The sequence below is a fragment of the Allobosea sp. LC85 genome, from assembly GCF_000735605.1.
Taxonomy (GTDB): Bacteria; Pseudomonadota; Alphaproteobacteria; order Rhizobiales; family Beijerinckiaceae; genus Allobosea.
The window spans coordinates 103,492-115,693 of record NZ_JPKG01000027.1; the positions used below are offsets into that span (position 1 = coordinate 103,492).

Genomic DNA, 12,202 nt, shown 5'->3' on the forward strand with positions numbered 1-12,202 from the left:
ATGCGGTTGATCCTCGATCTTGCCCTGACGCATATCCTCGGGCGCGGTCGGCAGACGCTCGTCGCCGTGCTCGGCGTGGCGCTGGGAGTCGGCTTCTCCATCGCGATGGCGGCCCTGATGCAGGGGGGCGAGGACGATTTCGTCGCGAGGCTTGTCGACACCATGCCGCATGTCGACATCACCGACGAGCGGCGCACCGCGCGCCGGCAACCGGCGCAGGACCAGTTCGCATCGATCCAGATCGCTGGGCTGAGACCAAAGGACGATCGCCGCGGTATCCTCAACCCGACCGAAGCGACGGCGTTGCTGAGAGCCTGGGTTCCCGGCCAAATGGCATCGAGCCTGAAGACGCAAGGGGTGGTGCGCTATGCCGGGCGCGATGTCGGCATCGGCATCATCGGCATCGAGCCGCAGGCCGAAATGCGCGTCTCGTCGATCGCCAGGGATTTCCGCGAGGGCAGCTTCACCTCGCTGATCGCCGGGGGCAACAACATCGTCGTCGGAGACCGCCTGGCCCAGCGTCTCGGTGCCGACCTCGGGACAACCGTGACGGTGGTCTCCTCCACCGGCCAGACCCGTGCCTTCAAGATCGTCGGCCTGTTCCATACCGGAACGACCGCGCGTGACGAGGGTGAGGGCTATGTCCTGCTCAAGAATGCACAGATTCTGAGCGAGCGGCCGAATGCGATCAACGAGATCCGGCTGAAGCTCGACGATCCCGCTTTCGCGCCTCAGGTGGCGCGGCGCGCCGAGGCGCTGATCGGCTACAAGGCGGTGGCCTGGCAGGAGGCGAACGAGTCGCTGCTTGAGGCTTTGGTGATCCGCAATGTCATCATGTACACCGTCGTTGGCGCGATTCTGCTGGTGGCCGGTTTCGGCATCTTCAACATCATCTCGACCATCACCCATGAGAAGGCGCGCGACATCGCCATCCTGAAGTCGCTCGGCTTCACGGAAACCGACATGCGTCGCCTGTTCCTCCTGGAGGGACTTGTGCTCGGGGCCGGAGGCTCCCTGATCGGGTGGGCGGTCGGCTTTGCCCTGTGCTTCGCGCTCTCGCTCGTCCGCTTCGAACTCTCGGGGGCGTCGGTGGTGCAGGAAATCACCCGCCTGCCGCTGGCCTGGAGCATCTGGCATTACCTGATTGCGGCCGGCTTCGCGCTGGTTTCTGCCGGGATAGCCGGCTATCTGCCGGCGCGGCAGGCTGCCCGGCTCAACCCGGTCGACATCATCCGGGGCGCGACATGACGGCGCTGATCGAGGCGACCGGCTTGACGCGCGTGCTTCCCGCTGCCGTGCCCGTCACGCTGGTGGAGGATGTGTCGCTGACGATCGGCGAGGGCGAATTCGTCGCCATCACCGGCCCGTCCGGCTCGGGCAAGTCCTCGCTGCTCTATCTGCTCGGCCTGCTCGACCGACCGACAGGAGGCGTACTCCGGCTCGGGGGCCGCGACACGGAGGGGCTCAGCGAACGGGACAGCGCGCGGATCAGGCTGGAGACACTCGGCTTCGTCTTCCAGTTCCATTTCCTGCTGCCGGAATTCACCGTGCGCGAGAATGTCGAGATCCCGATGCGCCGGCTCGGGCGCCTCCCGCCTGGAGCGATGCGCGAGCGCTCGACGCAGCTGCTCGAGGCGCTCGGCCTCGCGGGGCATCTCGACAAGCGGCCAGACCAGCTCTCGGGCGGGCAGCGCCAGCGTGTCGCCGTGGCGCGAGCGCTCGCCAACGACCCACCGCTCGTCCTTGCCGACGAGCCGACCGGTAGCCTCGACAGCAAGAACTCGGAGCAGGTCTTCGCGATACTGGACGCGCTGGTGCGTGAGCGCGGCAAGACCGTGGTTGCCGTCACTCACGATCTGGAGATGGCTGCCTTGACCAGCCGCCGCATTCATCTCGTCGACGGCCGGGTGACCGAGGACGAAGCCCTGCCGGGCGGCTGAGCCGCCGCCCGCGCAAGCGCCTCAGGTGCCGAATATCGTATTCAGCTGGCTGCCGACCATGATGAAGGTGGTGCGCTTGGGCATCTCCTTCAGCCGAACGGCGCCGATATAGGTCATGGCTGAGCGCACGCCGCCCATCAGCTCCTGCATCGTACCCTCGACCGGGCCGCGATAGGGCACTTCGACAGTCTTGCCCTCGGAGGCGCGGTATTTCGCGACGCCGCCGGAATAGCGCTTCATCGCCGTGTCCGAGGACATGCCGTAGAAGGTCATCGCGACCGGAGCCTTCTTGCCGTCGCGCTCCTCGTAGCGGATCTTGCCCTCGCATTCGTCATGGCCGGCGAGCATGCCGCCCAGCATGACGAAATCGGCACCGCCGCCATAGGCCTTGGCGAGGTCGCCCGGCACGGTGCAGCCGCCATCACCGCAAACCAGGCCTTTCAGGCCATGCGCCGCATCGGAGCATTCGATGATGGCGGAGAGTTGCGGGTAGCCGACGCCGGTCATCTTGCGGGTGGTGCAGACCGAGCCGGGGCCGATGCCGACCTTGACGATGTCGGCGCCGGCAAGAAGCAGCGCTTCCGTCATGTCGCCGGTCACGACATTGCCGGCCATGATCGCCGCATGCGGGAAGGCTTCGCGGGTCGCCTTGACGGTGTCGACGAATTTTTCGGTGTAGCCGTTGGCAACATCGAGGCAGATCTTGCTGATCGGTGCCTTGGAATGGACGTGCTTCAGCTTCTCGTGATCGGTCTCGGTGGTGCCGAGCGAATAGAAGGCGTTGGCCGATTCCTTCTCCTTGAAGAAGGCGATCAGATCGTCGGCATCGTAATGCTTGTGCAGGGCCACCATCGCGCCATGCTTCAGCAAGGCGCGCGCCATGCTCATTGTGCCGACCACATCCATGTTGGCGGCGATCAGCGGGAAGCCGGTCCAGTCCTTGCCGGTATGGGCGAAGCGGAACGTGCGGTTGACGTCGACATGGGCACGACTGCCCAGCGTCGACCGCTTGGGCCGGATCAGCACGTCCCGGAAGTCGAGCTTGGGATCGTTCTCGATACGCATGATGGAAGCCTCGGCTGCTTTGGCGCGGAATTTGGGCGCACGCGCTGAGGAGGCGTGCCGGGACTCATAGCCGGTCACGGGCCTTGGACGCAAATAGCGCGGTGCCGTTTCGCGATAACACTTTAGCAGTTGCTAAATAATTCTGGACAGCCCCGCCGTGCCAGGATACTTAAGCGCATGCTTCACCAACCGGCGCAGCTCGACTTGATGTTCCAGGCATTGGCGGATCCGACCCGCCGGCTGATGGTGGAGCGCCTGTGCGATGGGCCGGCCTCGGTGAGCGAACTCGCCGCGCCGCTGGCGATGACGTTGTCGGCAGTGGTGCAGCATCTCGCGGTGCTCGAGGAAAGCGGACTCATCCGCTCGCAGAAGCAGGGACGGGTCCGGACCTGCCACGTCGAGACGCAGGCGCTGCGCGCCGCCGAGCGCTGGATCAGCGAGCGCCGAATGGTGTGGGAGCGGCGCTTCGATCGCCTGGGCGCCTATCTCGCAGAGAACCCGGAAGAACCGGATGAAGGAAACCCGACATGACTGACCGCGAACAATAAGGATGGCCTGATCCGACAAAGCGCCCGACCACCAATGAGCAGAGGAGCACGGGATGACAGAACACAGTGTCACGCATGCCACCTTCACCATCGAACGCGTCTATGACGCCTCCACGGCCCGCGTTTTCGCGGCCTGGGCCGATCCGGCGATTAAGCGGCGCTGGTTTGCCTGCCACGACGACTGGGAGGCCGGTGCGCACACGCTCGACTTCTCGGTCGGTGGCCAGGAACATCTGACAACGCGGGATTCCGACGGCGTCGACCACATCTACGACGCCGTCTACCAGGACATCGTGCCCGGCAACCGCATCGTCTACGCTTATGCGATGCGCTTGGCCGAGCGGCGCATTTCGGTGTCGCTGGCGACCGTCCTGTTCAGGGCGGAAGGCTCGCGAACACGGTTCGTCTTTACCGAGCAGGCTGCCTTTCTTGACGGTTACGACCGCCCGGAGGAACGGGAACGCGGTACCCGCATCGGCCTCGACAATCTCGCCCGCGAATTGCAGCGCCAGTCTGCCGCTGCCTGACATCACACGGAGGCTCGCCCATGTCGCTGACGCTGCATTTCCATCCGCTCTCCTCGTTCTGCCAGAAGGTGGTGATCGCGCTCTACGAGAACGGCACGCCCTTCACGCCAAAGCTTGTCGACCTGGGTGATCCCGAACAGCGCACGGCTCTGCTGAAGCTCTGGCCGATGGGGCGGTTTCCCGTGCTGCAGGATGAAGCGCGGGGGCGCATCGTGCCTGAGTCCAGCATCATCATCGAATATCTCGACCGAACCCATCCGGGGGCGTTTCGGCTGATCCCGGACGACGCCGCTCTCGCGCTCGAAGTCCGGCTGCAGGACCGCTTCTTCGACATTTATCTCAATGAGACCATCCAGAAGATCGTCGGGGACCGCATAAGGCCGGCCGACGGCAAGGACCCGACGGGCGTCGAACAGGCAAGGAAACGGCTGCAGACGGCCTATGATGTGCTCGAGCACACGCTGGTCGGGCGCCGTTGGGCTGCGGGGGATGCCTTCACCATGGCCGACTGCGCTGCCGCGCCGGCGCTCTATTATTCCGAGCTGGTGCTGCCCTTCCGCGACACGCACAGGGCCGTCGCAGCCTATTTCGACCGGCTGCTGGAGCGCCCCTCCTATATGCGTGTGCTGCGAGAGGCCGGGCCCTACCTGCATATGTTCCCACGCGGCTAGCGGTTTTCGCGATCGTCCCTTGCATCATGACTGCAGACTGTACCGCTCGGGATGAAACACGCCTTCAGCCTGCGTCGGCGAGCGCAGGTCTTCAGGCCGGCGTCGAGCTGGTGGCGGGTCACGGGGGCATCCTGTGAGGGAGGGCGACGGTCAGGCCGGAGAGGTCAGCGGCCTGGCGTTCTTGCGCATCGTGTAGAGCGTTGCCCCGATCACGAAGGTGGCGCCGATCCAGGTGGTGAGCGCCGGAACCTCCGAGAAGAAGACGAAGCCGGTGAAGCTCGCCAGCAGCAGGCGCGTGAAATCGAGCGGGGCGAGCGCGGCTGCTTCCCCGACCTGATAGGCGCGCGTGATCAGCCATTGCCCTGCCGTGCCGAACAGGCTGAGCAGGGTCAGCGAAAGCCATTGTTCGGCGGTCGGCTGGACCCAGAAGATCCAGGTCGGCACGGCGAGCACGATGATCAGGACGATGCCCTGATAGATCAGGATCGTGTCGGTCCGCTCCGTTGCTGCCAACTTGCGTACGCTGATGGTGATGCCCGCCCCGAGAAACGCGCCGGCGACGGACATCAGCGCGTAGATGTTCAGCCCCTCCGCCGATGGGTTGAGCATGATGACGACGCCGATGAAGCCGATGATGGTCGCGACCCAGCGGCGGGCATCGACCTTCTCCTTCAGCAGCAGCACTGCGGCGATGGTGACGAACAGCACCTGGCTGAACCCGATCGCGGTCGCTTGAGCCAGCGGAATGTAGATGATGGCGCTGAAACCGCAGAGCATCGAGGCGAGCGTGATCAGGCCGCGGAAGACCTGCAGTCCCAGACGCGAGGTCCGCATCATGGCCGGCAGCTGGTTGGCCGCGAAGGCGATGATGATCACGCTCATGATCACCTGTCGGATCAGCAGCGTCTGGACCAGTGGAATGGTTGAGCCGATATGCTTGATCAGCCCGACCATCACCGCATAGACCAGCATCGCCGACAGCATGTAGACCGAACCGCGCAGGTTCGGTGTCGAGCCGCGCCACCAATGTGTCAGCCGGTGCCGGCGGCCGGCGAGCCAGCCTGAGGGGCCGGGTTCGATCACGCCGGCAATGGCGGCCAGCACGATCGGCGGAGCCTCGTCGCGCCTGGATGCTGGAGGTTCGGAATCCTCCGGCGATGCGTGCCGTAACGGGTTCGACAGCTCGCCGACACCGTCGTCAGAACCCGAGCCGCGCCGCTGCTCGGAAAGCCGGTCTTCGCTCATCGCCCGAACCATTGGCCGAGTGCGAATGCACCCTCGGCTCATCACATCGCACATGCCCTGAAACCATTGATGATCTTCGACACCCTGACCAGATGGTCAGCGGGCATGGCTGGGTTGTGATGGAGGGTGGTCGTCATGCGCCGATCCGTTCGGGCCGCGGAGCCGACATTCCACCGGCGTACTGTATGCGCCGGCCGAAGCGGTGTAGGAGCCGTGCCACCATCGACGCGTTTCCGGCCTTCGCCGGGTTGAAGGGCACGACAGACGCATGCGGGAATTGCTGTCCGATTTCGTGAGCGGCCTGCGTTCGCTCTCTCCCCGGCGCTTCCCCTATCGCCGTTTTGCCCTCGCCCTGGCGCTCGGCGGTCTCGGCGGCTGGCTCTTCGTGCAGGCGAAATTGCCACTGCCCTGGATGCTGGGCTCCATGGTGTTCTGCACCGTTGCCGCGCTGCTCAAGGCGCCGGTTTCCGCGCCCGGCGTCATTCGTCCTCCGATGAGCGCTGTGATCGGCGTCATGCTCGGCGCGGGATTCCGTCCCGATCTCGTGGCGCAATTGCCGAACTGGCTGCCGACACTGATCGGCCTCGTTCTGTTCATGACCGCCTGTGGCCTGTGTTGCGTCACCTATTTCCGCCGCGTCGCCGGCTTCGATCGGGTGACCGCCTTTTTTGCCGGTATGCCGGGCGGGCTGATGGAGATGGTTCTCCTCGGCGAGGAGAAGGGCGGCGATGCCCGCATCATCGCGCTGATCCACTCGGCGCGCGTCCTGCTCGTGGTGATGACGCTGCCCTTCATCGTACAGTCGATCGAGGGCGTCTCGCTGTCGGCAACGCGCAATGCCGGTCCCTCGCTGGCGCAGACTCCGCTCTTCGCCGAACTCTGGCTCATCGGCTGCGGCGTCTTCGGCGTGATCCTCGGACATCTGCTGCGGCTGCCGGCCAAACACCTGCTCGGGCCGATGGTAGTCAGTGCGCTGGTTCATTTCCTCGGCTGGAGCGATTCCGCGCCGCCCTTCCAGGTCGTCAATGCAGCCCAGCTCGTGCTCGGCGTCACCGTCGGCTGCCGCTTTGTCGGCACCTCGCCAAGCGTGATCCTGCGTGTCCTCCTGCTCTCGGTCGGCTCGACGGCGGTGCTGCTCGCCCTGACGATCGCGTTCGCCTGGGGCGTCTCAAAGGTCTCGATCTATGGTCATGTGCCGCTGATCCTGGCCTATTCGCCGGGTGGGCTCGCCGAGATGAGCCTGATCGCGCTGGCGCTCCACACCGAGGTCGCTTTCGTCGCAGCCCATCACATCATTCGCGTCTTCCTGGTCATGATCGGCGCCGGGCCCGTCTTCGGCTTGATCCTCGGCGACAGGCGCAAGACCAAGACCGCACCGGCGGAGTAGCGCCTGAAGCATCGAACAGTGGATTGCGGTTTTCGGGAAAGCCGATGATCTAGCGGCGCGCGGCCTCGAGCCCGGCGGCCAGTGCGCTCGCCAGGGCATCCCTCTGGATGGCCATGAAGGCCGCTCCATCGATGCGTTGAGAGTTTCCCTCGCGCGCGGTTCGCACGCGTTCGGTCAGGGCCTGGGCAAAGGTCTCCGGCCTGTCCGCGAGCGAGAAATTCTCCGGCAGCGTTGTAAAGCCGCGGCAGGAGAGTGTCGTCGCCACGGCTGGCATGCCGAGTTGCATCGCCTCGATCGTCTTCAACTGCACGCCGGTTCCTGCGCGGCTCGACAAGGCCAGCACATGGCAGGATTGGAGGAAGGCGTTCGCATCAGCGACGCGCCCGACCAGTCGCACCTGGGCAGGGACCGGCGCCATCTCCGCAGGCAGTCGCCCGGCGACTGCCACCGAGATGTCTGCCGGGAGGAGCGGAGCGACCTCGCGCAAGAACCAGTCGAGCCCGATGAAATTCGGCTGCCAGGTCCAGGTCCCGATCATGCCGACGTCGAAGGCTGGCGCGATCGGTTCGGCCGTGGCCGCCGGCTGCGGGCCACTGCCGGAGACGAGCGGGAGGACCGCCGCCTTCGTTGCGGCAGGCCCGAGCGCAAGCCGGTCTTCCTCGGCCAGCGTCCAGATATAGCCGACCTCGTTCCAGAGGCGCGTCTCGACGGCTTCCAGCAACCTGGACTCGCGGGCATAGAGCCAACCCATCAGCCCGGTGCCGGCATGCGCTGCATTCTGGCCGGCCGAGACATGCTCGATATTGTGCTCGACCAGCACGCAAGGGCCGAGCGTGGTCAGCTCCGGAAAGGCGCCGGGCAGCATCACCGAGTTGAGAATCAGTGCGTCGAACGGGCCGCGGGTCCTTACCGCCTCGACCAGCTTGCCCGCTCCGGCGAGCCGCAGCTTGGCGCAGGCGACAGGCAGGCCGCGGCTGAGCGCAGAACCGAGCCATTGCAGCTTGCGGCTTGCGGGAGCGACCGCGTTCTCGATATCGACGGCGCCGATCACCACGGCCTGAGCGGGGTCGGCCGGCGCTTCGCCCGGGCGCAGGAATCCGAAGGCCGTGACCTCGTGCCCGGCGGAGCGCAGCGCATCGAGGATTGCGGCATTGGCGATCTCGAAGCCGGTATCGGGCTTTGCAACCGGGATCAGCGAGGTGATGAAGGCAAGGCGCAACGGGGCCGATCCTGACGATAGGGACGACTGTGAGAGAGGCGTCAGATGCTCGGCCGGGTCAAGTTCGGCGACACACTATCCTGAACATCAGGCGTCGGGGGTGTCCGCGCGGGCAGAAATCGCCGACACCGAACCTTAAGCGGAGATGCGGCATGGTGGGGCACCATGGCTGACCCCGTCCAACAATCCGCCGGCAGTTTGGAAGGCGCCTCGCGGCGTGCCTCCATTCCTGGCTTCGATACGCCCGAAACCTTCGAGATCGTCGCGGCTTCGCCGGAGGCGGCGCTGCGAAGCGTCGAAAGCGTCATTTGCGTACCGACTTTCAAGCGTCCGGAGTTGCTGGAGCGCACCTTGCGTTCCTTGGCAGCGCAGCAGGGCGGGCATGACTTCGCAATCATCGTCGTCGAAAACGAAGGCGTCGAACGCGCCGGCGCAGAGCGGGCGTGCGCCCTTCACACAGCGGGGTTGTTCAAGGGATACGTCATCGTCGAGCCACGCCAGGGCAATTGCAAGGCCTACAATGCCGCCTGGCGCTGCGGGCTCACCCGTCTTCCCGCGCTGAAGCAGGTCCTCGGCATTGATGACGACGAGGAGGCGCTGCCGCTCTGGCTCGACTCACTTCTTCGCGCGGCGGCGACTGCGCCGGCCCAGCTCTTCGGCGGCTCGGTGACCCCCGTCTTCGAGGATCAATCGCGGGCCTGGCTGAGCGCACACCCGGTCTTCCGATCGCATTATGATGCCTCGGGCGAGGTGCCGATCCTGTTCTCGAGTGCCAATTACCTGATCCGGTGCGAGGTGCTGGAGACGCTCGGCTACCCCTTTCTCGACGAGAGCTTTGATTTCACCGGGGGCGGCGACAGTGACTTCTTCCGGCGCAGCAAGGAAGCCGGCTTCCGTTTCTGGTGGGTCCAGGACGCCGCGATGCGCGAGACCATGCCGGGGCGGCGCACGGAATTCAGTTGGATCGCAGCCCGCAGCCTGCGCAATGGCGCGATCTCGGCCACGATCGAACGACGCCTGGATCCATCGGTGCGGGGGCGGCTCAAGGTTCTGGCTAAGAGTCTCGTGCTGCTCGCAGCCTCGCCTTTTCGCGGGCTTCCACTCGGTCTGCGCACCGGCTCGGTCACGATCGGGCTCTATCACATGCAGGTGGCGTTCGGTCGCCTGATGTCGGAGCTCGGCGTCAGCAACGAGCAGTACCGCAAGCCGGACAAGAACTAGAGCATGCTGCGAAAAAGTGGCAACGGTTTTTCGCATAAAGCATGTTCTAAGCTATTAGAGTCAATCACGTTTTCTGCGTTTGGACGATTTCGTCCAAACGCAGCGTGATCTAGGGCGCGCGGCATGGCGAATGGTGATGCGGCTCCGAGCGGAGCGGAGCGCTTTTGCTGGGGCATTGTCGGAACCGGCGTGATCGCGCGGCGGTTTGCTGCCGATCTCGCCCTCATGCCCGACGCCCGGATCGGCGCGGTCCAGTCCCGTGCGCTGGACAAGGCGCAAGCCTTTGCGGCGGAGTTCGGAGCGACCGTCGCCTATGGCGACGCCGAGGCCCTGCTCGCCGATCCGGCCATCGATGCGCTTTACGTCGCGACGCCGAATTCCCTGCATGTCGAGCAAGGCCTCCGGGGGATCGCCGCCGGCAAGCCGGTGTTGATCGAAAAGCCGATCGCCCTCACCTCCGTCGATGTTCTCGGCTTGATTGAGGCGAGCCGGACGCATCATGTCTTCGCGATGGAGGCGATGTGGACGCGCTTCCTGCCGGCCGTGGTGGCGGCGCGCGAGCAGGTGGCCGCGGGAAGGATCGGCAAGGTTCGGCGCATTCGGGCGGATCTCTCCTATCTCCGCCAGGAAATCCCCGGCAGTCGCTTCTTCGACCCGGCGCTGGGCGGAGGCTCGGCATTCGACCTTGGGGTCTATCCGGTCTCGCTCGCCCTGCATTGGCTTGGCAGCCCGGAGCGCGTCACCGGCCGCTGGCTCGCGGCGCTGAGCGGCGTCGATCTGCGTTGCGAGTTCGTCCTGCACTATCCGGAAGCGGTGGCGGAACTCTCCTGCGGCTTTGATCGCAACGGAACGAACCAGTTCCTGATCGAGGGGGACGCAGGTGCGATCCGGCTGGATGCGCCCTTCCTGAAGGCGCAGCGGCTGACACACTATACCACCGCGGCATTCGGGTGTTCGTGGCGAGGGCCACGGCTCCGGAATGGACTGGCCGGAAAGCTGCTCGGCCGGCTGCCGATGCCGGGGCGCAGCCAGGAGAGCTACCGCTTTGCCGGCAATGGACTGCAGTTTCAGGCTCGCGCCGTGATGGATGCCGTCCGGCGCGGTGAGATCGGCTGCGCAGCCATGCCGCTCGCTGAAAGCGCGGCCGTGTTGAGCATCATCGAGACGGTTCTGGCGCAGCCGCCGGCCAGAACCTTCTGATCAGAAACGGCTCTGCATCCGATAGGGCTGCGGCAGGTCGCGGGCATTGTTCAGCGCCAGCGCAAGCTCGGTGATGTGGAGTGCGAGCGCCCCCGAGAAGACAGGCTTCTGCTTCGCCGCGATCGCAGTTGCCTGGTCGGCGATGCCGCGCGCGAAGTCGATCTGCGAGGGGAAGGCCGGCAGGGTCGACCGGCTTGTGGTGGACGGATATGCGAGTTTGCGGCCGGGCTCCGGCTTCCAGGGCAGGAAGCGGCCGAGCCGCGCCTCGACGCGGTTCGCCAGGAGACGGGGGAGGCTGCGCGGTGCATCCGTGCGTTCGAGATAGACCGCGGATCGGTTGTCCCAGAGGTCGCGCACCGTGATCGTTCCCTTGTCTCCAAGGATCTGCAGCGAACGGTCCTTGGGTGCCGCCAGGCCGCAACTCAACCGGGCGACGGGGCCGGAGCGAAAGGTGAGGCAGCCGACCGAGAAATCCGGAGCCATGGTGATGGTCTCGGTGCCGGGCCCCTTGTCGGGGAATGTCACCGCCGAGAACGCGGTCAGGGCTTCGACCGCACCGAAGAGGGAGACGAGCCAGGACAATGCGTAGCCCGCATGTTCCAGCGTGCAGCCAATCTCGAACTCGTGCAGGCCAGGCCATGGCGCGCCGGAGCGCGACCGCCAGGTCGTCCAATTGCCCCGGAAGACCGGACCGTCCTCCATCGCGGCATAGGCCAGCCGCGGCGTTCCGATCGCGCCCTGCGAGAGCGCGTCGCTCACCAGCCGGTGGGCGTCGCTGAGGCCGTTCGCCGGTGCGGTGGCCAGCGTCAATCCAGCGGCATCCGCGAGGGCGACGAGCTCGCGTGCCTGCTCGAGCTGCATGGCCAGCGGCTTTTCACAATAGACATGCTTGCCGGCGGCAAGCGCCTGCCTCGTGACCTCATAGTGGCTTTCGGGCGTCGTCAGGTTGACGACGATGCCGACCTGCGGATCGGCCAGCACGGCCTCCAGCCCTTCATAAGGTCTCGTGCCGTGAAAGGCGCAGAACGCCCGGAGACGGTCCGGCGAGCGATCATAGACGCCGGCAAGCTCAAGCTCGCGATGGTTGGCCAGCGTGGTCATGTAGTAGTCGGCCACGAATCCTGTGCCGATAAGCGCGATCTTCATCACGGTGTCCTGTCTGGCGATCGGGAGCGACGG

The 12,202-nt window shown here is 65.6% G+C and carries 12 protein-coding genes; 8 read left to right on the forward strand and 4 right to left on the reverse strand.

From position 1 onward, the window contains the following. Both FG93_RS12650 and FG93_RS12655 read left to right on the forward strand, forming a co-directional pair. Window positions 1–1,248, forward strand: a complete 1,248-nt coding sequence (locus tag FG93_RS12650) for an ABC transporter permease (protein WP_043234879.1) — start codon at window positions 1–3, stop codon at window positions 1,246–1,248. Then, the gene (locus FG93_RS12655; RefSeq protein ID WP_043234880.1) at window positions 1,245–1,940 is read left to right on the forward strand and encodes an ABC transporter ATP-binding protein; all 696 of its coding nucleotides are present in this window, start codon (window positions 1,245–1,247) and stop codon (window positions 1,938–1,940) included. Before FG93_RS12650 ends, FG93_RS12655 begins: the two co-directional genes overlap by 4 nt. 21 nt (window positions 1,941–1,961) lie before the next feature. Here FG93_RS12655 and FG93_RS12660 read toward each other — a convergent pair whose 3' ends face one another. Next, the gene (locus FG93_RS12660; protein WP_043235094.1) at window positions 1,962–3,005 is read right to left on the reverse strand and encodes a GMP reductase; all 1,044 of its coding nucleotides are present in this window, start codon (window positions 3,003–3,005) and stop codon (window positions 1,962–1,964) included. A gap of 177 nt (window positions 3,006–3,182) precedes the next feature. Here FG93_RS12660 and FG93_RS12665 point away from each other — a divergent pair, with 177 nt between their 5' ends. From FG93_RS12665 to FG93_RS12675, 3 genes are all read left to right on the forward strand, one after another. Then, window positions 3,183–3,536, forward strand: coding sequence for a helix-turn-helix transcriptional regulator (locus tag FG93_RS12665; protein WP_043234881.1), 354 nt, complete (start codon window positions 3,183–3,185; stop codon window positions 3,534–3,536). A 70-nt stretch (window positions 3,537–3,606) separates the two neighbouring features. Further along, window positions 3,607–4,080 (forward strand): SRPBCC family protein, encoded by a 474-nt coding sequence (locus FG93_RS12670; protein WP_043234882.1) that lies wholly within the window; start codon window positions 3,607–3,609, stop codon window positions 4,078–4,080. 20 nt (window positions 4,081–4,100) lie between these two features. Next, window positions 4,101–4,751, forward strand: a complete 651-nt coding sequence (locus tag FG93_RS12675; protein ID WP_043234883.1) for a glutathione S-transferase family protein — start codon at window positions 4,101–4,103, stop codon at window positions 4,749–4,751. 150 nt (window positions 4,752–4,901) lie between these two features. Here the strand turns inward: FG93_RS12675 and FG93_RS12680 are convergent, their stop codons facing one another. After that, window positions 4,902–5,996, reverse strand: a complete 1,095-nt coding sequence (locus FG93_RS12680) for a DMT family transporter (protein WP_161783815.1) — start codon at window positions 5,994–5,996, stop codon at window positions 4,902–4,904. Window positions 5,997–6,264: 268 nt separating this feature from the next. Between FG93_RS12680 and FG93_RS12685 the strand changes: the two genes are divergently transcribed. Then, window positions 6,265–7,383, forward strand: coding sequence for an AbrB family transcriptional regulator (locus tag FG93_RS12685; RefSeq protein ID WP_081881503.1), 1,119 nt, complete (start codon window positions 6,265–6,267; stop codon window positions 7,381–7,383). Window positions 7,384–7,432: 49 nt separating this feature from the next. Here the strand turns inward: FG93_RS12685 and FG93_RS12690 are convergent, their stop codons facing one another. Further along, window positions 7,433–8,602, reverse strand: a complete 1,170-nt coding sequence (locus FG93_RS12690; protein WP_043234886.1) for a glycosyltransferase — start codon at window positions 8,600–8,602, stop codon at window positions 7,433–7,435. 165 nt (window positions 8,603–8,767) lie between these two features. On the opposite strand from FG93_RS12690, the gene FG93_RS12695 reads away from it, so the two are divergent. Continuing rightward, a complete protein-coding gene (locus FG93_RS12695; protein WP_081881504.1) occupies window positions 8,768–9,823 on the forward strand; it encodes a glycosyltransferase family 2 protein in 1,056 nt (351 codons plus the stop codon). A gap of 123 nt (window positions 9,824–9,946) precedes the next feature. Further along, window positions 9,947–11,023: a Gfo/Idh/MocA family protein gene (locus tag FG93_RS12700; RefSeq protein WP_043234888.1), complete on the forward strand. Its 1,077-nt coding sequence runs from the start codon at window positions 9,947–9,949 to the stop codon at window positions 11,021–11,023. On the opposite strand, the gene FG93_RS12705 is transcribed toward FG93_RS12700, so the two are convergent. Beyond that, window positions 11,024–12,169, reverse strand: coding sequence for a Gfo/Idh/MocA family protein (locus FG93_RS12705; RefSeq protein WP_043234889.1), 1,146 nt, complete (start codon window positions 12,167–12,169; stop codon window positions 11,024–11,026). Window positions 12,170–12,202: the final 33 nt, after the last annotated feature.